Consider the following 24,338-nt stretch of genomic DNA (forward strand, 5'->3'; position numbering starts at 1 on the left):
CCAAGTTTACCCTTGCCTGCATTAGCCCAAGCCGCTATCGTCAAAGTAATGTTACAACTAGCAAACGTTTTTCTTCGTGGGCTTACCTTGGGAAGTAAGTTTCTCCTTATCTTCTATCTTGCGAAGTACTTAGAACCCAGCCAGCTCGGACAATATGGCCTATTAGCCGGCGCTATCGGCTATGCACTTTATTTATTAGGGTTAGAATTCTACACTTACACGACCCGTGAATTTGTCAAAAGCCCGAAAACCGAATGGGGAAAATTTCTTAAAACTCAGGCTATCCTGACCTTTTTTATCTACGTTGTATGCCTGCCGCCGCTGGCGCTGATCTTTTTTTATGAAATTTTACCGATCGAATACATTTTCTGGTTTTACGCTCTGTTGGTTTTTGAACACCTAACCCAGGAATTTAATCGGATCTTTGTCGCTATCTCGCGGCCCTTTTTAGCCAGTATTATTCTGTTTATCCGCTCTGCTATCTGGATCTTTGCCTTAATTCCATTGATGATTTTTAACGAACCATCACGGCAGTTAAGCACCGTGTTTATGCTGTGGTTAATCGGCGCAGTCACAGCTTTAATACTTTCGCTGCTTACGGTGTTTAAATCAGGTCTTGGCGGCTGGGAGCAGAAGGCTGACTGGCAATGGATTAAAAAAGGTTTAAAAATCAGCCTGCCATTTTTAGTTTCGTCACTGGCTATCCGCGGATTATTCACGCTGGACCGCTTTTTTATCGAAAGCTACATGGGTTTAGATGTTGTTGCGGCCTACGTGCTATTTATCAGTATCGGTAACGCGATGGTGTCTTTTCTGGATTCCGGGATTTTTGTTTTTGCCTATCCGCGTCTGATCGACACGTTTGCAAAAAACAATTTAGTTTCATTCGCAGAACAGCTCAGAAAACTCTTCCGAAAAGTTTTAGTCATTATCACTGTGTTCAGCTTATCCAGCTATCTTATCTTAAGCCCGGTTCTAAAACTCTTAGGGCGCGACCAGTATGCTGAGCAGAGCTGGATATTTCCGTGGATTATGACCGCGCTTTCGGTTTTCTGTCTGGGGCAAGTGCCTCAGTATGCACTGTATGCGCAAAACCGTGACCGAACTATTATTGCCGGTCACGTATTAAGTTTTATCATATTTCTGATGGTCACTTTTATCATCGGCTTAGGCAATAAAAACTATGCCGTTATCAGCGGCTTAAATATCTCGTTAATTTTTGGTGCGCTCTGGAATTTGTATTTTCTTAAACAAAAACTACCAAACCGTTAAACCACCATCGACAACTATATTTTGTCCAGTGACATACGATGCACTATCGGAGGCCAAAAACACCAATGCCCCGACCATTTCCGAAGCCTGCGCCATTCTGTTTAGTGGTACTCGCGCAGAATATTTATTTTTAAAGACATCATTCTGCCCGCTCTCGACACCACCTGGAGTCAGCGTGTTTACACGGATTCCGAGATGCCCCCAGTATGCGGCCAGGTAATTTGTTAAGCCGATGACCGCGGCTTTCGAGGCTGAATACACCGCTGGCGAACTGATCTGGCGATCTAAATATCTTGAGCCTTCGTAGATTCTCTGGTCCGGACCGACAATCCCATAAATCGATGCTGTTTGAATAATACTACCTTTGATCTTTTTATCGATCATATGCTTACCGACATGCTTAGACATTAAAAACATGGCATCGATATTAACATTCATTATATCTTTCCAGGTTTCTAATTTGAAATTTTCATAGGGCTGAAAAAAATCATCTAGCGAACGGCCCTTCGATGCTGCGTTATTATGGAGAACATGAATCTCGCCAAAGTCCGCGTAAATTTTTGCCAGGACGGCAATAACGGCATTTTCATCGGTGATATCGCAGGCGTATCCTTTGATCTTTGTTTTATATTTTTCTGCTAGCTTCTTTGCCAGCTCATCTAAGCCTGTTTGCTGTAGATCAATCATCGCCAGATTTGCGCCGGCAGCAACTAATCCTTCACAAAAAACCTGACCAAGAATACCGGTAGCCCCGGTGATTAAAATGTTTTTCCCGTTCAAATTAGTTTGATTCATTTTTTCTTTTCTCCATCAGGTATGAAACAATCTCAAAATCGAACTGGCTGTCGATATCAATAGATCGCTCTTCTGGCATTTCATAAATAATCGTACTTGGCTGGATAACTTTTGTCGAATTCAGCAGATTCTCACGCGACCAAATATAGATCGATGCATTCATATCAAAACAGACCGGTGCATCCTGGCGGCGTAAAATCGGTTTAGCAGGTTTTCCCGCCAATTCTACAAAGCCCTGCTCGGTCTGCTGGACAAGGTTGAAGTAAGGTGACCTACGGGCCCGCATCCCGGTAATGAGGTTACTTGCATCCTTTCGATCTTCAAACATTTTTACGCTGTTAACCAGATCTTCAACCGAACGCAGGGGCGAAGTGCAATCCAGGTCCACTGCAGTATCGAAAGTCAAACCTGACAGCTTTTCAGATTCAATAAAACAATGCTGGATAACCGGAAGTTTTGCTGCCGTGTCGGTGGCTAATTCATCTGGTCTTTTAATCGCAAAATTAACGCCATACTCTTTGGCCACTCTTAAGATATCATCCGAATCCGAACTTACGCTGATCACATCAAAAAGTTTTGATTTTTGTGCCTGTAAAATCGTATGGGCAATCAGCGGTAGACCCGCTACAAGTTTGATGTTTTTATTTTCGACACCTTTTGAACCACCGCGGGCGCAGATACTGCAAATTCTTTTCATAACGTTTTCCAGACTTTATCTTTATTGGCGGCAACAGCTGCCTGCATACATTTCATCAGCTCCAGCGCTTCAGTGTAACTCGTTAATTGTGAACCCTGCTGGTTTAAGATATCTTCAGACATGCGTAAGTATGTGTCTTTACCGTCAGAAGCAATACTGACTTCGTCAGAGTTTTTATAAACTTTTTGTGCAATTAGATCGACTTTGTAGGTGGTCTCGTCGGTATTTACGATGATAAACCTCTGGGTAATCCGGTCCAGGTAATTCAATTGAACTGTTGCCATCTGGCAGTTCTCATATTTTACCAGCAATCCACAGGTATCCATTGAACTTATTTCGAGATGACTGAAATGCCCGTTAACACTGAACACGCCTAGCGCCCTACCAAATAACCACTGGCAGTAGTCAAGCTCATGACTGAGATCAAGCAATACCCCGCCACCTTTTTCTTCGAAGGCCGAGTAGCTATATCGATAATCAACATTTTTACGCCAGGTCGGCAGATACTGCCCGACATAGACATGGGCACTGATAATTTTTTGCTTTGAGAGTTCTTTCTTTAAATATTGTAGCAGCGAATGAAAGCGAAGATTATATGAGACACGGATATTCAACCCCGTAAATTTTGCATCTTCTTTAACTGTTAAATCAAAGATCGGTTTTTCAACAACAACCAGCCCGGAAAACTGCATATCTGCCAAAACTGATAAATCAGCCAGATGCCGGCTGGTCTCAGTGCAGATAAAAACCACATCCGGAGAAAAATCAGCAACCCCTTCCGCCAGAGTGGCAAATGTTTTTTCTTCACCTTCAATTTGCCGGCGCGAAACAATCGCCACCGGGCATTTTAGTTTTCTGAAGTTAGCGGCATGTCTTTGTCCGATAGATCCAAAACCTACAATCAGTACCTTCTTCATTAAAAGACCTTCTTAAAATCTAATTGCGCTTGGTTAAAGTCATCACGCTGACCAACATCCATCCAATATTCATGAATCGGAAATACCCCGGCAATACCTTTTTTCTGGTCGATCATCTTATTAAACAGACTAGGCATATCAAAATATGTTTGCGCAGGAATTAACTGCAGCAATTTACAGTCTAGAATGTAAACACCGGCATTAATAAAAAAAGACTGAATCGGCTTTTCTACGATGGAAGTAATCACCTGATCATTCACATTGACCACACCAAACGGCACCTGAAAATCGTACTTTCTCACACACATAGAAGCCTGGTAATTGTTCTTATTATGATGATTAAGCAGTTGAGTAAAATCAACTTTGGTTAGCACATCACCGTTCATCACAAGCAACGGCAATTCATTCTTAGGCGAAAAAAGACTTAATGCACCGGCTGTGCCTAAGCGCTCTTTTTCACGAATATAATTAATCGTTACACCGAAATCTGCACCGTCTTTAAAATAGTTTTCAATGATCTCAGCCTTGTAGTTAACCGAAATAACAAAATCATGAAAACCATGTTCTTTTAGATTATTTAAAACGACTTCTAAAATCGGCTTATCACCGACTTTTAGCATCGGCTTAGGACAATCGGCTGTTAACTCACCTAGACGCTGCCCAAGACCACCGGCCATTAAAACAACGGTATTTGCTTTTTGCTTACGACTTTCAAAATCACTGGAAAGAACAATATCAACCACTATGCCACTGGCATCGAGCAGAGGAATCTGTGTGATCTTTTTGTCTTTCATCATTTTTTCGACCTGATCCAGCGAGGTTCCCTGCAAAAATGATTTCGGCGCTTTGTTCATGATCAACTGAACCTGGTCGTTTATCGAAATATTATTAATCAACCCGCGGCGGATATCACCGTCGGTCACCGTTCCGAGAAGTTTTCCGTCCTGATTAACCACGAGTGCAATTTTACTGGCGTCATTTTCAATGATCTTCATGGCATTTAGAATCGGATCAGCGGCATTTACAAATAAAGATTTAACGTTCTTGATCATAGAATTTTTTTCTCACTGTAATGTTAGAAATCTGCGCGTCGACTAAATGTTTGATCGCCACCGCCGTGTCACCTTTTCCGTACGGGGATTCACAAACCGTCTTAGCCTGTTTAAAAGCGATGGCTTTGTTCAATGCTGCCGCGATAGCTTCCGGAACCAGCGGCACATCAATCACTGAATTTCCGCGCAAGCGTCCTTTCTGACGATCGCCGACATTTACGGTCGGCACCTGCAGCGCCGGCGCTTCGATAAGCCCGCTTGAAGAGTTACCGGCAACACCTGTCACCAGACTCATCAAACTTAAGTAACGAAGATGTCCGAGGCTGTCATATCCTACGGCGTGCTTTGGGTTAGCCTTAATAAAATTATGCAGCTCTTTAAAAATAACGTCGTTACCGGGATCTGCATTCGGCATCGTAAATACAAACAAGCTATCCGGCTGGGTTTTTATGAATTCAGCTACACCTTGCAGAAAGGCTTTAACCTGCTCCACTGCGGACAAATCCGAAATAGTCTCCGGATGAAAGGTTGTCAAAAATGTGTATTTTTTAAATTGAAAATTAAGATTGTTTTCCAGCTCGTCCTGTGACCACTTTTTAAGATGAATAATGTTATCTACCCCTAAAGCGCCGACATTAAACACAAGCTTTGGCTCTTCGCCTAATTGCAAGACCCGGTTTTTATGAACCTCAGCCGAAGTAAAATGCATAGCCGCTATTTTAGTAATGCAGTGTCTGAAAGAATCATCGATAGCACCTTCTGTAATCTCACCACCATGTAAATGCGCAAGCGGCGCTCGCATCAGCTGGCATGCAAAAGCAAAGCTTAAAGCCTCAAACCGGTCACCGAGCACAAAACACAGATCGGGCTTATAGGCGTTTAAGACTTTTGCGTACTGTTGCACAGCAAGTCCTGCAGACTGGGCAACATCTAAATCCGCATCGGCATTTAAGCCGATATCTTCTTTAAATTTGATCGGATAACCATCGGCTTCAATTTCTTTATAAGTCTCACCGTATTTTTTTGATAAATGTGTTCCGGTGGCCAAGATCTCGGTCTGATAATGGCTATCTGACCTAAACTGGGCAATCAAACGCGACAGAATACCGTAATCAGCGCGTGTGCTAGTAAAAAACAGCACTTTCTTCATATTAAATCACCTTCAGCATAATCTTTAGCTGCGGTTTGACCTATAACTTCATGCCATTTCATCGGTGAAATACCGGTGCCAGGACGCGCTGTTGTAATATTGGCTTCGGTTAACACTTCGCCTTTTTTAATGCTTTTTGCCGCCACGATAGATTTACGTGCCACCGCGCGGTTTTTAAGTTCGCTCTCGGTTGGCTTTTTTTCAGAGCGGCCCAAGGCGAGCTCAATATTTCTGACGGCCTGAACCATTTGTTTTAATTCCTGCGGTTCAAGTGAGGCCTTATGGTCGGGCCCCGGCATGTCGCGGTCTAAGGTAAAATGCTTTTCGATCACGCGTGCACCAAGGGCCGCAGCCGCAATCGGAATCTCGATTCCCAAAGTGTGATCAGAATACCCGTAAGCGGTATGTAACGCTTTACCCATTTCAGCCATCGAACGAAGATGCACATCTGAGGGCTTGGTCGGATAGTCGGTGTTACAGTGAAGCACCGTTAGCTTTTCTCTTGCTAAACCTGCTTTAACTAGCGCATCGGTCGCGGCTTTTACTTCAGAAAGCTCAGCCATACCTGTTGACACGATGGTGGGCTGATTTAAACGCCCGATTTTTTCCAGGTAAGGAAGATTGGTTATCTCCCCGCTCGGGATTTTCCACAAACCCAGCTTTAACGAAATTAAAAAATCTAAACTTTCAAAATCAAAGGCCGTAGATAAAAAACCGATGCCGAGCTTTTTACACTCGTTCATCAAAACAAAATGATCATCATAAGAAAGCTCAAGTTTTTGTAACATCGCTAATTGCGAAGTATCAGATGAGTTCAAATTTTTATTCTGATAGTCAGCTGTCTTTGCTTCTTTAGTTGCCAGTTTGGCTGCTTTAAAGGTCTGAAATTTGACGATATCGGCATTAGCTTCATGAGCTTTATGAACCAGTTCAAGAGCGATTTTAAGATCGCCGTTATGGTTTACGCCCGCTTCAGCAATAATTAAAACCTTATCCACGAAAAAAACTCCCTGCCGGTATAACTTTGCCGGCATCGATCGTGATCCCCTGTAAAGTCACAGCCTGACTTCCTAAAAAAACCGAATCCTGTACCGTTACGTTGCCGTTTACTATCGCGCCGGTTGAAATATGACAAAAATCCAAAACTTTGGCGTCGTGCTCGATTAAGGCTTTGCTGTTAACAATGCAGTGTGCGCCGACGACGGCTCCGGCATTTACCAGTGCATCATGCATAACAATTGTCCCGGCACCGATCTTCGCGTGTCGAGAAACATAAGCGCGGGAAGAAACCACAGTGGCAAACTGAGCTTTTAAGGCCACAAGGTTTTTGTAAATCTTCTTCCGGATATCAGCAGATTTAATTTGGCCTACGGTAATTAAGAATTCTGAATCCGAAGAAACATACTTTGCAACTTCCTCATCACCACCCAAAACCGGATAACCTAATACAGTCTGACCTTTTTTCTCCGGCACATCAAAGATACCGGCGATTTTGTAAACGCCAGTGCTCTCGATCACATCAATACACGAAACACAGTGGCCGCCACCACCTACCAGGTAGATTTGTTTCATGCTTTCTCCTTACGATATCCGCTCGGAATATTGACGAGACGGTCTTGAATAAAGCGGGCCTGACTTAGATCAGTCGTTTGTGCGTTTTTAAAGGCCGGCAAATGATTCATCAGCTCCCAGATTGGTCTGGTCATTACACCGTTACTGTTTGTAAACTTAAGTAACTCGTCACGCTGCTCACGGTTTTTTAGCATGATTGCATTAAGCCAATAATTAGATTTTGAATCTTTAGGTTCTTCAATAAACTTAAACTCAGTATTTTTGAAAAACGTTTTGTAGGCCTCTGCCGTTTTACGTTTGTTATCTAAGATTTCGGTCAGATATTCCATTTGTGCAACACCAAGGGCTGCATTGATATTTGGTAAACGATAATTATAGCCGACCTGATCATGCACAAAATCCCACTGGTGCGGATTTTTCGCCGTCGTCGTTAAATGCTTGGCTTTTTTAGCCAAGGCTTCATCGGCCAGTAAAATCATGCCGCCACCACCGGTGGTTACCGTCTTGTTACCGTTGTAACTTAAAATAGAAATATCACCATAGGCACCGGTGTGTTTGCCTTTATAAAAACTTCCGAGCGACTCTGCCGAATCTTCGATAAGTGAAATATTAAACTTCTTACAGATACGCTTGATATTTTCGAGATCAACCGGATGACCGAAGACGTGCATCGGCACACAGGCCTTTATTCTGCGTCCGGTATTTTTATTATAACAATAACCATCATTACGAACTTCAGCATTCTTGGTCAAAAATTCTTCAAGCTTAACCGGGCACATGCCTAAACGCTCAAGCTCACTGTCGACAAAAATAGGATGCGCTTTACAGTAAGCAATCGCATTTGCCGTTGCAACGAACGTTAAAGCCTGGGTCAGGATTTCATCGTCTTGCTGGACATCGCATAAAATTAAAGCCATGTGCAGAGCCGCTGTCCCATTTACACAGGCTACAGCATACGGAATTCCGGTGTATTCAGCGGTCACTTTTTCAAAACGACCGACAAACTCACCGACCGAAGAGACAAACGTCGAATCGATACATTGTTCAGTGTATTTTTTCTCGTTACCCTTAAATACAGGTTCATGCAGACCGATAAAGTCTTTTCCTGGATAAAGTGTTTTTACAAACTGAACAATATCGTTAAACATTATATAAACCAGCCTTATATTTTTTCAGATTTTCTTTATTGGTAAACCAAGACACCGTTTCAGTTAAGCCCGCCTCGATACTGTACTTCGGCGAATAATCCGTCGTGCTCTTAATCAGTTTATTATCACAGACTAATCTGAACACCTCTGAATTTTTTGGACGTATTCTTTGTTCGTCGACTTTTAGCTTGGCATTGGTTTTCATGATTTTCTGGATCAACTCAAAAGTTTCACCGATTGAAATTTCGGTATTGCTACCGATGTTAATCGACTGCCCTGTGGTTTTATCACTGCCAGCAAGTGCAATTAACCCGTCGCAGGTGTCTTTGACAAAATTAAAATCACGTGTCGGCGTCACATCACCTAAATTAATTTCGGTAAAGCCGTTTGCCAGCTGTGAAATGATTGTCGGTATCACGGCACGGGCTGATTGTCTTGGGCCGTAAGTGTTAAACGGGCGCGCGATACACACTGGCATCTCAAAGGCATTATAGTAACTCATCGCCATCGCATCCGAACCGATTTTTGAAGCACTATACGGCGATTGCGGCTGCATTGGATGTTTTTCATCAATCGGCACGTACTGGGCGGTGCCATACACTTCACTTGTTGAAGTCTGAATAAATTTTTGTACGTTATTTTTTAATCCGGCCTGGCACATGTTCAAAGTGCCGGTGACATTTGTTTCAACATAACTTTGTGGCGCAACATACGAATACGGAATTGCTATAAGTGCGGCTAGATTAAAAACCACATCAACGTTTTCGCTGATTTTGTGACAAAGAAAAGGGTCACGGATATCACCTAAAACAATTTCCATATCTTTGGCGTACTCCGAATGGTCTAACCAACCCCACGAGCCCTGCGAATTGTAAATCGCCAATGCACGGACATTATATCCTTTTTGTACAAGTGTTTCTGCCAAGTGCGAACCGATAAACCCATCAGCTCCTGTTACAAGCACGCGTGAGTTTTTTTTCATATATTTCTCCTAGTCACAAAGTCATCAAAATGCTACCCCTTTAGTTTACCTATCAGACACATAAATTCAAGGTTGACTTGTCATCGTGCGCTGCTAGCTTATACAACATGCTAAACAGTCAATTTAACAACGCGAACCCTCGCAAATCACTGGTCGAGGCTCTAGAGATTACTCTTCATTCAGACAAAACTTCTGATTTTTCGCGCGTGACAGACTATTGCCACTTGTTCAAAAGCTCCAACGAACTGGCCGATAAAATCATGGCAAAATACAAACAGTATGTCGTGATCGGCGTTGGCGGAAGCTCAGCAGGTCCACGCTGTATTTCCGAATACAGCAAAACTGAATCAGTGTTGTTTATCGACAACGTCGATTCAGTAGAGTTAGAATATCTTTTAGGCAAAATCGCACTAAAACTGACTGAAACAGCCTTCATTTTCATCTCTAAAAGCGGAACAACCGTTGAAGTCCTGTGGAATTACGCAACCCTTGATAACCACTTCAGACAGAAAAATCACAACATCATCGAACACTCGTTTTTCATCACCGAGCCAGTTAACAACCCTTTAACAGCACTGGCTAAAAAACATAACCGCCCGACACTAGACATCCCTGTTTCAGTGGGTGGGCGTTATTCTGTATTAACACCGGTAGGCCTGCTGATTGCCAGATTCTGCGGCTTAAATATCGATGACATCCGCCTGGGAGCCCAGACCGCATTAGCTGACAAGAATAAAGTCATCTCTATTTGTGAGCAGTTTACCCAGTCTTTCGAGAAAAAAGAGAATATTACACTGTTCTGGTTCTATAATTCCAATTTTCGCTGGTTTGGCTCTTGGCTGCAACAACTATGGGCTGAGTCATTAGGCAAACAAACACAACGTAACGGGAAGCCCGCTCCGCCGCTAAGCACACCGATGATCGCCATCGGCTCTTGCGACCAGCACTCGATCCTGCAACAGGTGGCGCACGGCCCAAAGGATAAATATGTTTGCATTTTCGGTTTCAAATCTGCCGAACTATGCAAGCACACGGTTAACAACATCATTTTTGACGAAATACAATTTATGCAAGGACGCAACTACGGTGACCTAATCGCCTGCCAGTCAAAAGCGACCTACGAAGCCTTAAAGCAAAACGGCGTATCCTGCGATTTTTTCAATATCGACGATATACACAAATCAAAGGCTCTGGGGTATTTGTTTATGTTCTTTCAGATTGTCGTGGCCACCTTAGGCGAACACGAAAATATCAACGCTTTCGATCAACCAGGCGTTGCCTTAGGAAAAGAAATTACTCTGAAAATGCTAAAATCAAACTAGAATTAGCGGTAACGAATCGTTCCCGCTTCAACTAACATCACCTCAAGCGCATAGCATAGAGTGTGATAGAAAATCGCGTGGCCTTCTTGAATGCGGGCCGTGTTTGGACCGTTCATAATCACATTTAAATCGGCCATACTTTCTTTAAGGGCAACACCGCCGTCTTTACCGGTAAGGCAGATTGATTTTGCACCGATTTTTTTACAGATCGGAAAACAGTTAATAATATTTTTTGAGTTTCCTGATGTGGTAATTCCCAGGAATACATCACCTGGTTTAGCTAAAGCTTCAACCTGGCGGCTAAAGATATCGTCATAACTAAAATCATTACCGGCTGCTGTAATGATTGAGGTATCGACCGTTAATGCGACTGCGCGCAAAGGATCGCGGTTTTTATTTAATTTTACAACCAACTCTGCTACTAAATGCTGGGCATCCGCCGCCGAACCACCGTTTCCGGCAACGTATAAGGTACCACCGGCTTTTAAACTCTCAGCAATCATTTTTGCGGTTGCCTCAAAGGCTTGCAGTAATTTTTGATTCTCTAAAATGGACTGGATGTTTTGTAGGGCTTCGTTAGCTTCTTTTTTTAATAATTCTTGCAGTGCTACCATGACTACATTTTACCTTTGATGAATTTCAAAAGTCCATCTCTAAGTTCTGGTCTCTCTAAACCTAATTCTATATTAGCCATTAAATAACCCAGCTTATCGCCAACATCAAATCGGCGCGAATCAAAGCTATAAGCCATTAAATCCGACGTTTTACTAAGTAAATTCATCGCATCAGACAACTGCCATTCGCCGTTATAACCAGGCTGAATGTCATTTAGGTGCTTCATGATCTCGGCCTGAAATACGTAGCGGCCTGGCAATGCCCAGCGCGAAGGAGCCACATCGGCTTTAGGCTTTTCGATTACACCCTGCACTTTCAGGCCGGCGGCCAGATCCTGCGCGGAAGAATTTTTAAACTGCTCACCTAAATCAACAATGCCGTATTTATGAGTATCCTTGGCATCTACCGGAAGCACCCACACACCGCTGTTTTGTCGTTGTTCACAGTTCTTAATTAGGTGATGGGTGACATTGTGTTTTTGCTCATTGGCAATGGTGATTTCGTCGCCCAACAAGATAGCAAAAGGTTCATTGCCGATAATGCTTTCTGCACACTTTACTGCATGCCCTAACCCGAGAGCGGCCTTCTGACGAATGGAAATAATATTGGTGTTGTTTCTGATGTTTTCAATCTGCTTTAAAACATCACCCTTACCGTCTTTAATCAGCTTATCTTCAAGCTCATAACTGACATCAAAAAAATCTTCAATCGCAGTTTTTCCGCGTCCTTGAATAATAATAATATCTTGGATACCTGCCTGTACGGCTTCTTCGATGACGTATAAAATGGCCGGCCGATCAACAATAGGCAGCATTTCTTTGGGAACAGTTTTTGTTGCCGGAAAAAAACGAGTGCCTAATCCAGCCGCAGGAATAATTGCTTTTCTTACTTTAGCCATGAACATTAAATTGCCTTGAGTTTCAATTTTGAGCAAGCAATACTACCGGTATGTTAAGTTACTTTTTGGCCGGCGTGACAATTGGACCGGTTGTGTCACAGACATTGCTAGACTTGATGATGCTTTTGATCTTCGTCTGTTTCGCTAAAGAAGCTGTTGCTCAAAAATTTAAAAACTTTTTACCTCTGCGTAAACCTTATTTATTTGAATACGGCTTTAGCTTTTACGTGATCGCCATAGTTGCAGGTCTGTTAATTTTGGGCGTTACAGACTCTGAAGCGTGGCGCCGACTTTACCGTTTCTATTGGATTATTAATTTCTATCTTCTTATCTGGGCCTTTACCCGCTACGAAATCAATCTGACCAAACTTGTTAAGTTTTTCTCATGGGGATTTATTCTCCCTAATATCTATGCGATTGTATGTACGTTGTACGGTTATGACTTCTTACGCAAAGAGGCGATCATCGGTTTTCGTTTGACCGGTTTATTAGATAGCGCGACCTATCATGCTCACGCCAACGGCCTTATTTTTATTTTCTTTCTGGTGTTACTGTTTTTTAAGTTCAAGAACTTATCCCGCTTCTATCAAAGCCTTTCACTCTTGGCCGCAGCGCTGATGGGGCTAGGCATTTTCATGACCTTTACTCGCGGCATCTGGCTAAGCCTGACCGTTACCGCAGCCCTGTTTTTATTATTTCACAGCCGCAAACTGTTTCTTGTCGCCCTGACAACCGGGCTTTTAATTCTGGCAGCCGCCTACACCACCTCCCAGAATTTCCGTTCACGGGTCGAACATTCCATGCAAACTAAAACTGCCGACGAACAGCGCTGGAATATCTTAAAAATCCACTGGCTGATGATCGAAAAATCTCCGCTGTTAGGGATCGGCTATGCCAATAATCTTTCTCACACCCCACCAGAAACGTGGAAGCAATACGGTTTCGATTACATTCCGCATGAGCATATTGATTCTCATGCCCACAACCAACTCCTGAATGTCTTTGCCACAACCGGCCTGTTAGGACTGATTCCATTTGCTCTGTTTTATTTCTGGTTTTTGGTAATGAATGTTAAACTTACGCTAAAATTTAAACGCCAGAATCTTCACAGTTTTTATGTTCTATCAGTAGCTTGTTTAGCGGCGCAGCTTGAATTTTTTATCGCTAATTTGACTGATGTTGGCTTTGAATATACCAAAATCCGCTCACTGATACTTTTGGTTTGGGCCCTGGTCTTCTGCCTATGGCAAAACCGGATAAAAATATCCCAGGCCACCCCTGAATAGGGTGTGTGTAGTTATCTCCACACATAATTAATAATTTGTAAGATCTCTGAATTCCCAGTAATCGTGTAGCCATGAAAACCCTGCTTTTTGTATTCGGAACCCGCCCGGAAGCTATCAAAGTTGCTCCTCTTATTTTAAAACTCAAAAAAAGTCCCAACCACCGCGTACTCGTTTGTTCGACCGGTCAGCACCGCGAAATGCTAAAACCGCTGTTAAGTTTTTTCAATATTACCCCGGATTTTGATTTAGACCTGATGCAGCCCGGACAAACGCTGACAGCTCTTTCAAGCCGGCTAATGACAGGACTACAGCAAATCATCGACCGTCAGCACGCTAGCCACCCGATCGATCAAATTCTCGTTCAGGGCGATACGACCAGTAGTTATATCGGCGGCTTGGTGGCATTTTATAACAAAATAAAAATCATTCACCTTGAAGCCGGTCTCAGATCGCATGATATCTACTCACCGTTTCCGGAAGAGTTTAACCGCAAAGCTCTCTCGCTGATAGCCAACACTCATCTGGCACCGACTGAAGAAGCCAAGAACAATTTAATCCGCGAGAATGTGGCTTCAGAGAAAATCTTTGTCACCGGCAACACCGGTATTGATACATTGTTCGAAGTCAAAAACCAGATTCAGAATTCAATTGAACTAACTCAAGCCTTTAATGATAGGTTTAAATATTTAACCCCGGATAAAAAGCTGATCATAGTCACCTTACACCGCCGTGAATCTTTCGTGAAAAACCTAAAAACAGTTATGACCGGAATTCTCGAGCTTGCCAAAAGAGATGACATTCAGTTTATCATCCCTTTACATCTGAATCCGACTGTTAGACAAACAGCAAGCGAGATCTTTTCGGACTGTCCTGCAAATGTTCATTTAACTGAGCCGATCGACTACATCCCGTTTGTGTATTTAATGAACCGTTCACATTTTATTATTACGGACTCCGGCGGAATTCAGGAAGAAGCTCCGTCTCTGGGAAAACCGGTGTTGATCGCCCGTGAAAACACTGAACGGCCGGAAGCTATTGCCGCCGGCACTTCAAAACTTGTTCCTCTTGAAAAAGACGCATTTATTGCGAGCGTCAATGAGCTAATGGATAACGAACAGGTTTATCAAACCATGGCCAAAGCCAAAAATCCATTTGGTGATGGCCGTGCCTGCGAACGAATTGTAGAACTCATCTAGCCAAAACGGCCGGTGATGTAATTCTCGGTCTTTTCTTCCTTCGGATTAGTGAACACCTGCGAACTTTCGCCGAATTCAATCAAATCACCCAAATACATAAATGCGGTGTAATCAGAGGCACGCCCGGCTTGGTGCAAGTTATGAGTCACCATTAAAATCGTAACTGATTTTTTTAGTTCTCCGACCAGCTCTTCGATATGTGCCGTTGAAATCGGATCTAGCGCCGAGGTCGGTTCATCCAGTAAAAGAAGTTCTGGCTCAGTCGCAAGTGCCCGTGCGATACAAAGACGTTGCTGCTGACCACCTGAAAGAGCTGAAGCCGAAGCTTTTAAACGATCATTCACTTCGCGCCAAAGGCCGGCTTTTTTTAGCGAATCCTCGACCTTATCGTCGATATAGGATTTCTTCTTAATGCCGCGGATTTTTAAACCGTAGGCCACATTTTCATAAATCGATTTCGGAAATGGGTTAGGTTTTTGAAAAACCATGCCGACTTTCATACGCACTTCTAACGGATCTACTTCATTCGACAAAATATCAAAGCCTGACGGCTGTAAAATAATTTTACCTTCGTACTTAACCGCGCCATAAAGATCATGCATACGGTTAAAACAGCGCAGTAATGTTGATTTACCACAGCCAGATGGTCCGATCAGTGCGGTAACACTGTTTTCAAAAACCGGAAGACTAACCGAATTTAAAACTGGCCTAGGCGCCGCTTTATCATAACTAAACGTAAGATTTTTAACTTCGGCTTTAATATTTTTCATAGTTCAACTACGTCTCCTCGGCGTTGGCCGGTTACCATTTGTATTTCTTCCTGAAACGATAACGGATAAGAATAGCAAGTGTATTTAAAACAAGAGTCATCGTGAGCAACACGATACCGGCAGCAGCAGCATTGACATGAAATTCTTCCTGCGGGCGCGACACCCAGTTAAACATCTGAATCGGAAGTACCGTGTATGAATCCATTAACCACTGCATACTCACATACGGAGCTTCAGCCATCACCGGCGGCGTCGGTAAAAAGGCAATAAATGCCACTGCACCTACGGCTAACAACGGCGCCGTTTCTCCGATCGCCCGCGATAGCGCGATCACCACACCGGTCATAATACCACCAAAACTGTAAGGAAGAATATGATTGCTCACCGTCTGCCATTTGGTCGCACCCAGGGCATAGCTCGCTTCACGGATGTGGTTCGGGATGGTTCTGATCGCTTCACGTGTGGTCACGATAATAATCGGCAGAATCAATAATCCCAAAGTCATACCCGCAGTTAAAATACTCTGTTTCAAACCGAACTCGTAAACAAAAAGCGATAACGCCATAATCCCGTAAATAATCGACGGAACCCCGGCCAGATTTAAGATATTTAGCTCGATCACCCGCGACATCCAGCCTTTTGAAGCATACTCTTCAAGATAAACTCCGGTGGCCACTCCTAACGGAATCGCCAAAAGCGCGGTCACAAGCACAACACATAAACTTCCTACCCAGGCCGCGTAAATCCCGGCACGGGCCGCAAAACGCGAAGGAAAACTAAAAAAGAAATCCTGATTTAAGCGCGGTACACCGGTCTGGGCCATATCTAAGATAAGCGTAATTAAAATTAAAAAAGCGCCGAGCAGCACAAATAAGCCGACAATGAAAAACACCACATCCTGGGCTTTTAAAAAGCGGATATGCTGCATTAATCTTGCATTGGTATTGGCAGACATCTATTTCACCTTTTTTTCCATGCGGTGACGGATCGTCTGACCGATAATATTAAATGTTAATGTAAAGAGTAATAAAACTAAACCGCAGACATAGATCGTTCGGTACCCGACACTGCCCTGCGGAAGATCGCCCTGACTAACCTGCACGATATAGGCTGTTAACGTCTCAGTCGGACCAAACGGGTTAAAACCAAATTTAGGTTCTAATCCGGCCGCGATGGCCACAACCATCGTCTCGCCCACGGCGCGCGAAATCGCCAACACAAACGCCGAAGCAATGCCAGAAAAAGCTGACGGGATAACCACACGAAACGATGTCTGAAATTTGGAGGCCCCTAAGGCGAGACTTCCTTCACGCAAGCTGAGCGGTACAGCCCGCATTGCATCTTCTGACAGGGAACTGACATAGGGAACAATCATGATTCCCATCACAAGGCCGGCACTCAACGCATTAAAGCCTGAAAGATCAGGAAAGATTTTTTGTAGAAACGGCGTTACCAAAAGCATGGCAAAATACCCGTAAACCACGGTAGGTACGGCAGCCAATAGTTCTAAGAGTGGTTTGGTAAACTCGCGCACACGGCTTGAAGCGTATTCACTTAAAAACACCGCCGTAATCACCCCAAAAGGCAGCGCCACAAAAAGCGCAATAGTCGTAGTCAGTAAGGTTCCAGAAACTAATGCCACAATACCGTACTTGGCATTTTCAAAAAGCGGCGTCCATTCGGTTTCAAATAAAAAATCCTTGAAGCCTACTTCTTTAAAAAACGGGAACGCTTCGGTCAAAAGCGTATAAACGATAAAAAACGTGATCAATACCGAACTTGCAGCTGCCAAAAACAGCAGAAGTTCAATAAATTTTTCAGTCAGCTGTCGTCTAAGTTTATACTTCATAATTAGTTACGACCGTAGTCATCCGAATATCTGACGATATCGTCTTCACCAAAGTACGAACCGACCTGCACTTCGATAAACTCGACGGCTGCGTTTGAATTATTGATAATCCGGTGTTTCGCTCCCTGAGGAATAAAAATATGTTCACCGGTTTTTAAAGGCACTTCTTTGTCATTTAATAAAACTACAGCCTCACCTTTAACGATGATCCAGTGTTCAGAACGCTTGGCGTGCGACTGGTAAGAAATCTTCTGACCGGCATCAACCCGGATAACCTTGGATTTGTAATAATCCTGATCCTTTAAAATTTCAAACTTACCCCATGGCCGGTTCTCAAACACATGCTCTTCGGTAATGTGCGGGTTAGTGACTTTTAAACGATCAACGACATCTTTTACTTTTTGTGATTCATTTTTCTTACAGACTAAAAGCGCATCGGCGGTATCAACCACCATCAGATCTTCAACTCCGACAAAACTGTAGGTTTTGTTATCCATGGCATAGACTGAATTGTTTTTGCTTGAAACCTGAATGTTATGCGCTTGCGGTTTGGTCTGTGTGTGCTCACGGATATCCATTAACGAATCCCACGAGCCTAAGTCAGACCAGCCGATATCGCAGGTTACGCACATGAGTTCCGGCGACGTTAACTTTTCTAAAATCGCATAATCAATCGAGATATTTTTAATATCTTTATAAACTTCATTTAAGTTTGATAAATCCGGCTTTAAGGCCTCTAGCTGATTCCAGAGTTCCGGCTCCAGCTTTTTAAAGTGCTGGATCATGTTTTCAACTTTAAAAATAAAAATTCCGGCATTCCAGAAATAGGTGCCGGCATTTAAAAACTCGTTTGCTTTTTGAACTGACGGCTTTTCATGAAACTTTAAAACTTCGGTGGTTTTTTGTGTACCGATGGCGCGATTTTGCACCTGAATATAACCAAAGCCTGTTTCGGGATGATCTGGTTTGATACCAAGAACCACGACCGCACCCTGGCTGGCCGTTTTGGCTGCTACACCCAAGGCATCGTGAAATGCTTTTTCGTCCAAGATTAAATTGTCTGACGAAAAAACTCCGACAACCTGATCAAGTTTATTTTGAAACTCTAAATATTTGCAGACTAAACCAATTGCGGCCGCCGTATTACGCGGTGTCGGCTCATAGAGTACTTTTTCGATATCAAAACCGTTTTTACGAATATCAGCTTCGGTTAAATCCTGAAACTTGATGTTTGTAACAATAAGATTTTTGCCATACCGTTTAAGGCGATTTAGCGTCAGTGTATGTAGTGGTTTATCTAAGAGTTCACAGAACTGTTTGGGAAATTTTGAACGCGAAACTGGCCAAAGACGAGTTCCCGATCCACCACTCATAATAACAGGAAGTAAATTCATGCCTTGTAATCTAAAAGGCCTAAGCCAATAGGGCAATAAACTTTTGGCTTTTTGATTGCTTAGCAAATCATAGGAACCTATTTTTGAGGCCATGGCGACACCAACGTTTGGCATGCAAAATAGACAAAACACTTACCCAGGGGGAATTTCAATGAAAATGATCATTCTATTAGCAGCTTTATTCGGTTTTACCGCTACGGCACTTGCCCAGAGCGTAACTATCCGTGGGGTCAGAGTGGCCGGAACCGGTTGTAATGAATCAACAGCATGGGCCACTACGACATCAGATGGTAAAACTCTTTCACTATTATTCGATAACTATAAGGTCGAAATCGGACAAGGTTCAGAAAATCCAGGGGCCACCAGCCTTAGAAAAAACTGCCGCGTTTTAATCGACGTCGATGTCCCACATGGTTACCAATACGGTTTAGAGCAAACTGACTACCGTGGATTTACCGCATTACCAGCCTCTGCTTATGGATTACATCGCTTTACACAAATCATCCCGGGTCAACCGATCGTGTCTGCCCGTGAAGCTCAGTTAAAAGGCCCTGTGGCTGATGACTACGCGGTTTCTGTTCGTCAAAAACCCGGTCGCGTGGTGTTCTCTCCATGCGGTCAACGTTTCCAGACGATCGAATTATTAACTGAATTACAAGTAGCTTACTTTCCAAATACTAAAGACCGTTCAATTGCCCAAATCAACTTAGACTCTGTTGATACCGGCGTGAACTCGACATTTGTTATGTCATGGAAGAAATGTAAGTAATTCTCTTAAAGATTTAACAATCTCACGGGTATCAACGTTGTTGATATCCGGTAACGGGGCATAAATGATTTTATGCCCCTTATTTTTTTCAAGCTTATTTTCTAAAGGTGCCCAGATCTTTGAGTTTTTTTCAATGCCATCATCTTCACGATATACCGCAACCAGTGGCGCTCCCAGCGCCGAAGCTAAATGCACAATCGATGTGTCCGGTGTAATGACTGCGTTTGCCAACGTCACTAACGCAGCATTAAAAGCAAAGTCTCCGCGATGTGGCACAATCCAGTTGGCGTTATGGTAGTGCTTCTTCCATTCACGCAAGATATGCAAATCCCCATCATTTCCGAAACTGATAACCAGAGAATCGAGACTTAGCTCTTCGATAATCGCCTTGGTCGTTGCAAAAGAAAAATTACGTAACCTTGCCCCGGCGAATGAATTTAAGATGATCACTTTTTTATGGCCGGCAACAAATTTTTTAGCCTCAGCGATGGCGGCTTCCGGAATATTCAGTTCGTACATATTAACTAACGGCGAAGTTGCACCGGTAATTGCGGTAAAACACTGCTGATAGCGTTCAGTCACATGTTTTTCAAAAAAACCATCCGTTATATGTTTATCGAAAAAAGCAATCTGTTCATTCTTAAAAACAATCTTGGTTTTGGCCGGCACAAAGCGCGAAAGCCACAGACTCGCCGGATCGGTAATATGGGTTGAACAGATCAACGCCTCGTACGAATGCGCACGCAATTTAAATAACAAAACAAACAAAGATATTAAGCCCTTTTTTAACGCGTACAAACGGTGCGGCGTTTTAATATAAGCGTAGACAAAAGTATTTGCCTTACGGGCTACGATATCAATTTTATAGCCGTTTTCATGGAGCGCTCTGAGAAATCCGGTGGTTGTGATGGTATCACCTAACTTACCGTCTAAACGTAACAGTAAAACCCTTTTTTCAGGCACAGCTTTAGGGCCCTCGTTTTTCTGGTTAAATAGCGCTAAAAAAAGATCTAAGCGCCACTGACGAAATAAATCGATACGGCGGTGATTAAGGCTTCTGAATTTCTGGTCTAGCTTTCGCAGAAAAGACATGACTAAATAATGACATGAAAAACTTCTTTGTTGAAATACTAAAAAAACTAATCACCACTATTTTATTCGCCGTGCTGATGTTTGTGGCCAGTTATTGTATCGTAACAGGAGAATTTCCCCCGAAAATAGCCAATTTAAAAAATGGGGTGGCCAATCTTCAGGCCCAGATAAAACAAATTAACAAAATCCGCGAGCACCAATTGGCAAAACTAGCCGCAACTACCGATCAATCCCTTGACGAATCACAAGCTGAGATCAAATACCAACAGGCTTTATTAGACAAAATCAAGGAGCTTGAAGCCCGTATAGCCCGTTTAGAGAACCAGAGCCGCTAACCCACTGTCTAGAGTTTTGACGATTTAGTAGTTTTCACACATGATCGGCAAAAATCAGCAATTCTTCTTATGACTTTGCTATAATCTGTGCAAAATGTAAGGAGTTTTATCTATGAAAAAATCAATTCTCTTATCATCGTTGTTAGCGACTATGTCACTTGCAGCCGGATGTACGAAATCACAAACTCCAGACTTCAAAAAAGATCTAGATAATAAACTTGCAGAAATAAACCGACAAAACGAGCAGCGTCTGGCTGATGTTAATGAGCTGATTAACGTTGCTACAAAATTGCAAACCGACGGCGGACAGCCTGGTAAAATCGATCTTAACGGAGTCATAGTTACTGATACCGATAAGCTGGATTCACGAATCGCTGTATCTCTGAAGGCGGGTTTAAACCGAGCAGGTGCTGCAACCGCCCTAAGTAAAGAAAGCTCTACCTCACAAACAGTTATAGCTGACGAACAAGCCGAAGATTTAAAAGCTGATTTTCAAAAGCTGCAAGAAATCAGAACTTACATCAACCTTGGCTGTGAGTTAGCTGAATCTGAAATCGCCGGCTTAAAAGATGATACGGCCAGTATCACTAAAACTGAAGCCTCTGATAGCCTGATGGCCTCACGCATTTTTATCTGCGGCGAGCATGCCTTTACTAAATTAATCACCAATATCAAAGCCAGCGAAATTATGCTAAAAGATGCAAGTGTCAACGTTAAAAAGAATATGGGTTCATTAACGTTAGAAGTTGGAACACTGGTACTAGTCGGTAAAAATAAAATCTCAAGTATCGGCACAGACGACTCAGGCTATATCTCCCGTGCCGCTGATTTATCAATATCGGTTGTAACTGAAATCTATGGCGATGGAGAATTAACTATCGCATCAAGCGGCGGTAACAACATCGCCTCACATGCAAAAAATGAAAAATAAGATGCAGCCGCTTTTTTTATTTTTTGCAATCTGGGCTTTTACCGCGCAGGTTTCAGCACAGATACTTTCGCCGAATGCGACCGAGATCGGCTTTACCTATGAAGCCACCGTTGAAGTGCCGCTCGACGAATCGTTCAGCGATTCTATTGCTGCGGCCCAGTTTCAGGCGCAGCATATGTTTGGCATCTTTGCCTCGCCGACTTTAATCGGCCGCATGGGTATTAATGCCAACTATATCCACGGCATCGGTGGACCAAAGAATCAATCAGAAATTTTAATTCTGTCTGAAGATGTTTTTGAAAAAAACCAGCAGTCCTATGTGCGCATTCGCTATAAAAACTCAGGCCAGATGATTCTACACAACAAAGCTGCCGATAAAGTGTTAAGCCGCGGCAGCTTTTCGTTACCGCTTCCGGTAAATCCATTTAAGATCTACCGCAAAAAATGCACCGATGCCCATTACGATACCTTCGGTGATTACTGGTATTTCTATGACCCATACCGTGAAGGCTGTGAGCGTTTATCTGAAGCTCCTTACGCCCAGGACGTTGAGATCACTGTTAAAAAATCAAAAACCCGTAACATCCAGCGTTCAGCAGAATTACCTCTCCTGCGCGGAAATAACGGCAATGGCGATTTATTCTCGATTTACCTGATTCACGGCTTTGCCGAAGACAAAAAAGACAAACAAGACGATGGCAGATTAAATTACCAGATGGCCCACGATTACCTGCTAGAAAAAGGTTTTAGTGTGGAGCGTTTAAAAAAGAACTCTCCTTACCCGCTTAATCTCTACAAAAAGTCAGTGAGGCTTTCAAGCGGCGAAACAATTAACATCGAAATTAAAAGTTTACTGGTTGACACCGAAATAGGCTCAACTTCAAAAGTTTTTGCCGATTTCTTTAAACAAGCCGTGGCAACGGCCGATGTGATTATTTATGAAGGCCACTCTGGTCTTGGCGGCAATTTAAATATCCCTGAACTTGAGCGCAAAGCCGGCAAATTCAAGTTTCCGAATAAAAAACAGATCTATTACTTTGATTCGTGTTCAAGCTATTCGTACTATCTGGATCATTTTAATGCTTATAAAACAAAAACCAATATTGATGTGGTGACGAACGGTTTATCATCGTACTTTCACACCTCACCGCTTGTGTTAAAAGAGTTTTTAAATTATATGATCGGTACGGATAATCGAAATTTCCAGTGGATGACAATCTTAAACAAAATGGAAAGTGTGTTAGGTAAAGAGACGTATCTAGTTAACGTCGGCGGATTATGAAATTAAAAGTTTTTCTTTCAGACAGTTTTAACCCACATTTAAACTTAGCGACAGAAGAGTGGATCTTTCACAACTTGGATCCTTCGCAGCAGGTTCTGTTTTTATGGCGCAATCACGACACCGTCGTGATCGGCAGAAACCAAAACCCGTGGTCTGAATGTAATCTCGCACAAATGAAAGCCGATAACGTGCACCTAGCCCGCAGGACAACCGGTGGCGGCGCCGTTTTTCATGACCTCGGTAATACCAACTTTACCTTTCTATCTCCCAAAGAAGCCTACAAGCGCGAAAACAATATTGCGGTCATTTTCAACGCTTTAAAGAATTTCGGCATCAGCGGCGAAGCCTCAGGACGCAATGATTTATTGATTCCGTTTCACGACGGCCCCCGTAAATTCAGCGGCAGTGCCTACCGCGAAAAACGCGATCGGGCTTTTCACCACGGAACTTTACTCTTGCACACTGATCTGACCCGGTTAGGCAATTACCTGACACCAAGCCCGAAAAAGCTTCAGGCCAAAGGTAAAGAATCGGTGCGCGCACGTGTGGCCAACCTCAATGAAGTTCACAAGGATATAAAACACGAATTCATCGTAGAGACGATGGTAAAAGCCTTTGAAGACTTCTACAATGCTAAGGCTGAAATCGTTTCACTCAATATGGAAAGCCTAAAGCAGATTCCTGAACTTAAAGAACAGTACGATAATTTAAGTGCGTGGGATTGGCTCTACGGCAATACTCTGGAATTCAGCCACAAAATGGATGAATATCTTTCCTTAGGTTTTTTTGATTTTCATTTTCAGGTGCGTGACGGCGTTATCAAAGATCTTAAGATCTTTACCGACTGTTTATACCCGCTACTCATCGAAGATCTCACCGAAAACTTACGCGGCCAGGCCTACCTTGGCGAATCGGTAAAAAAGGCCGTTGCCAAGGCCAAATTAAAATTTTCAGAGCTGGATCTAGCTTTGACAGAGCTTGAACAATGGCTCTGCCGCCACATCGAAGTCTAAG

Annotated in this window: 25 protein-coding genes; 9 read left to right on the forward strand and 16 right to left on the reverse strand. The window is 43.1% G+C overall.

Annotated elements, in window-relative coordinates; all coding sequences use genetic code 11:
- The first annotated feature begins 48 nt into the window (after positions 1-48).
- Positions 49-1,272 (forward strand): oligosaccharide flippase family protein, encoded by a 1,224-nt coding sequence (locus AC04MM_RS13190; RefSeq protein ID WP_475380840.1) that lies wholly within the window; start codon positions 49-51, stop codon positions 1,270-1,272.
- Here AC04MM_RS13190 and AC04MM_RS13195 read toward each other — a convergent pair.
- From AC04MM_RS13195 to AC04MM_RS13235, 9 genes are read right to left on the reverse strand one after another with little or no spacing between them, the layout of a single operon-like run.
- A complete protein-coding gene (locus tag AC04MM_RS13195) occupies positions 1,258-2,067 on the reverse strand; it encodes an SDR family oxidoreductase (RefSeq protein ID WP_475380841.1) in 810 nt (269 codons plus the stop codon). The genes AC04MM_RS13190 and AC04MM_RS13195 overlap by 15 nt on opposite strands.
- Complete coding sequence (locus AC04MM_RS13200) at positions 2,054-2,764, reverse strand: acylneuraminate cytidylyltransferase family protein (protein WP_475380842.1); 711 nt, start codon at positions 2,762-2,764, stop codon at positions 2,054-2,056. The genes AC04MM_RS13195 and AC04MM_RS13200 overlap by 14 nt, the downstream gene beginning before the upstream one ends.
- Positions 2,761-3,681, reverse strand: coding sequence for a Gfo/Idh/MocA family protein (locus AC04MM_RS13205; RefSeq protein ID WP_475380843.1), 921 nt, complete (start codon positions 3,679-3,681; stop codon positions 2,761-2,763). Before AC04MM_RS13205 ends, AC04MM_RS13200 begins: the two co-directional genes overlap by 4 nt.
- Positions 3,681-4,733 carry a nucleotidyltransferase family protein gene (locus AC04MM_RS13210; RefSeq protein WP_475380844.1) on the reverse strand — a complete coding sequence of 351 codons (1,053 nt, stop codon included), beginning with the start codon at positions 4,731-4,733 and terminating at the stop codon, positions 3,681-3,683. The genes AC04MM_RS13205 and AC04MM_RS13210 overlap by 1 nt, the downstream gene beginning before the upstream one ends.
- Positions 4,717-5,883, reverse strand: coding sequence for a UDP-N-acetylglucosamine 2-epimerase (neuC, locus tag AC04MM_RS13215; protein ID WP_475380845.1), 1,167 nt, complete (start codon positions 5,881-5,883; stop codon positions 4,717-4,719). The genes AC04MM_RS13210 and neuC overlap by 17 nt, the downstream gene beginning before the upstream one ends.
- The gene (gene neuB / locus AC04MM_RS13220; protein ID WP_475380846.1) at positions 5,880-6,881 is read right to left on the reverse strand and encodes an N-acetylneuraminate synthase; all 1,002 of its coding nucleotides are present in this window, start codon (positions 6,879-6,881) and stop codon (positions 5,880-5,882) included. Before neuB ends, neuC begins: the two co-directional genes overlap by 4 nt.
- A complete protein-coding gene (locus AC04MM_RS13225; RefSeq protein ID WP_475380847.1) occupies positions 6,874-7,455 on the reverse strand; it encodes a NeuD/PglB/VioB family sugar acetyltransferase in 582 nt (193 codons plus the stop codon). Before AC04MM_RS13225 ends, neuB begins: the two co-directional genes overlap by 8 nt.
- Positions 7,452-8,603 (reverse strand): LegC family aminotransferase, encoded by a 1,152-nt coding sequence (locus tag AC04MM_RS13230; protein ID WP_475380848.1) that lies wholly within the window; start codon positions 8,601-8,603, stop codon positions 7,452-7,454. Before AC04MM_RS13230 ends, AC04MM_RS13225 begins: the two co-directional genes overlap by 4 nt.
- Complete coding sequence (locus AC04MM_RS13235) at positions 8,596-9,585, reverse strand: NAD-dependent 4,6-dehydratase LegB (protein ID WP_475380849.1); 990 nt, start codon at positions 9,583-9,585, stop codon at positions 8,596-8,598. Before AC04MM_RS13235 ends, AC04MM_RS13230 begins: the two co-directional genes overlap by 8 nt.
- Before the next feature lie 107 nt (positions 9,586-9,692).
- Here AC04MM_RS13235 and AC04MM_RS13240 point away from each other — a divergent pair, with 107 nt between their 5' ends.
- A complete protein-coding gene (locus AC04MM_RS13240) occupies positions 9,693-10,907 on the forward strand; it encodes a glucose-6-phosphate isomerase (protein ID WP_475380850.1) in 1,215 nt (404 codons plus the stop codon).
- Positions 10,908-10,909: 2 nt separating this feature from the next.
- Here AC04MM_RS13240 and AC04MM_RS13245 read toward each other — a convergent pair whose 3' ends face one another.
- Both AC04MM_RS13245 and AC04MM_RS13250 read right to left on the reverse strand, forming a co-directional pair.
- Positions 10,910-11,521 carry a D-sedoheptulose-7-phosphate isomerase gene (locus AC04MM_RS13245; protein ID WP_475380851.1) on the reverse strand — a complete coding sequence of 204 codons (612 nt, stop codon included), beginning with the start codon at positions 11,519-11,521 and terminating at the stop codon, positions 10,910-10,912.
- A gap of 2 nt (positions 11,522-11,523) precedes the next feature.
- Positions 11,524-12,420 carry a UTP--glucose-1-phosphate uridylyltransferase gene (locus AC04MM_RS13250; RefSeq protein WP_475380852.1) on the reverse strand — a complete coding sequence of 299 codons (897 nt, stop codon included), beginning with the start codon at positions 12,418-12,420 and terminating at the stop codon, positions 11,524-11,526.
- Between the two features lie 50 nt (positions 12,421-12,470).
- Between AC04MM_RS13250 and AC04MM_RS13255 the strand changes: the two genes are divergently transcribed.
- Positions 12,471-13,706 carry an O-antigen ligase family protein gene (locus tag AC04MM_RS13255; RefSeq protein ID WP_475380853.1) on the forward strand — a complete coding sequence of 412 codons (1,236 nt, stop codon included), beginning with the start codon at positions 12,471-12,473 and terminating at the stop codon, positions 13,704-13,706.
- Positions 13,707-13,777: 71 nt separating this feature from the next.
- Positions 13,778-14,902 (forward strand): non-hydrolyzing UDP-N-acetylglucosamine 2-epimerase, encoded by a 1,125-nt coding sequence (wecB, locus tag AC04MM_RS13260; protein ID WP_475380854.1) that lies wholly within the window; start codon positions 13,778-13,780, stop codon positions 14,900-14,902.
- Here the strand turns inward: wecB and pstB are convergent.
- Genes pstB through AC04MM_RS13280 form a run of 4 tightly spaced genes read right to left on the reverse strand, consistent with a single transcriptional unit; the run spans position 14,899 to position 18,915 of the window.
- Positions 14,899-15,672 carry a phosphate ABC transporter ATP-binding protein PstB gene (gene pstB, locus AC04MM_RS13265; protein ID WP_475380855.1) on the reverse strand — a complete coding sequence of 258 codons (774 nt, stop codon included), beginning with the start codon at positions 15,670-15,672 and terminating at the stop codon, positions 14,899-14,901. The genes wecB and pstB overlap by 4 nt on opposite strands.
- Before the next feature lie 31 nt (positions 15,673-15,703).
- Positions 15,704-16,627 carry a phosphate ABC transporter permease PstA gene (gene pstA, locus AC04MM_RS13270; RefSeq protein WP_475380856.1) on the reverse strand — a complete coding sequence of 308 codons (924 nt, stop codon included), beginning with the start codon at positions 16,625-16,627 and terminating at the stop codon, positions 15,704-15,706.
- Positions 16,628-17,521 carry a phosphate ABC transporter permease subunit PstC gene (gene pstC, locus AC04MM_RS13275; RefSeq protein WP_475380857.1) on the reverse strand — a complete coding sequence of 298 codons (894 nt, stop codon included), beginning with the start codon at positions 17,519-17,521 and terminating at the stop codon, positions 16,628-16,630.
- 2 nt (positions 17,522-17,523) lie between these two features.
- The gene (locus tag AC04MM_RS13280) at positions 17,524-18,915 is read right to left on the reverse strand and encodes a mannose-1-phosphate guanylyltransferase/mannose-6-phosphate isomerase (RefSeq protein ID WP_475380858.1); all 1,392 of its coding nucleotides are present in this window, start codon (positions 18,913-18,915) and stop codon (positions 17,524-17,526) included.
- 151 nt (positions 18,916-19,066) lie between these two features.
- Between AC04MM_RS13280 and AC04MM_RS13285 the strand changes: the two genes are divergently transcribed.
- Positions 19,067-19,684 (forward strand): DUF4360 domain-containing protein, encoded by a 618-nt coding sequence (locus tag AC04MM_RS13285; protein ID WP_475380859.1) that lies wholly within the window; start codon positions 19,067-19,069, stop codon positions 19,682-19,684.
- Here AC04MM_RS13285 and AC04MM_RS13290 read toward each other — a convergent pair.
- A complete protein-coding gene (locus tag AC04MM_RS13290) occupies positions 19,664-20,776 on the reverse strand; it encodes a glycosyltransferase family 9 protein (protein WP_475380860.1) in 1,113 nt (370 codons plus the stop codon). The two genes, AC04MM_RS13285 and AC04MM_RS13290, sit on opposite strands and share 21 nt — an antisense overlap.
- Positions 20,777-20,790: 14 nt before the next feature.
- Between AC04MM_RS13290 and AC04MM_RS13295 the strand changes: the two genes are divergently transcribed.
- The 4 genes from AC04MM_RS13295 (at position 20,791) to AC04MM_RS13310 (ending at position 24,337) form a co-directional block, all read left to right on the forward strand.
- The gene (locus tag AC04MM_RS13295) at positions 20,791-21,111 is read left to right on the forward strand and encodes a hypothetical protein (protein ID WP_475380861.1); all 321 of its coding nucleotides are present in this window, start codon (positions 20,791-20,793) and stop codon (positions 21,109-21,111) included.
- Between the two features lie 112 nt (positions 21,112-21,223).
- Entirely contained in the window at positions 21,224-22,042 is an 819-nt protein-coding gene (locus AC04MM_RS13300; protein ID WP_475380862.1) for a hypothetical protein, read from the forward strand.
- Positions 22,032-23,324, forward strand: a complete 1,293-nt coding sequence (locus AC04MM_RS13305) for a hypothetical protein (protein ID WP_475380863.1) — start codon at positions 22,032-22,034, stop codon at positions 23,322-23,324. The genes AC04MM_RS13300 and AC04MM_RS13305 overlap by 11 nt, the downstream gene beginning before the upstream one ends.
- A complete protein-coding gene (locus AC04MM_RS13310; protein WP_475380864.1) occupies positions 23,321-24,337 on the forward strand; it encodes a lipoate--protein ligase in 1,017 nt (338 codons plus the stop codon). The genes AC04MM_RS13305 and AC04MM_RS13310 overlap by 4 nt, the downstream gene beginning before the upstream one ends.
- Position 24,338 lies beyond the last annotated feature (1 nt).

The organism is Bdellovibrio sp. SBM16 (genome assembly GCF_056175625.1).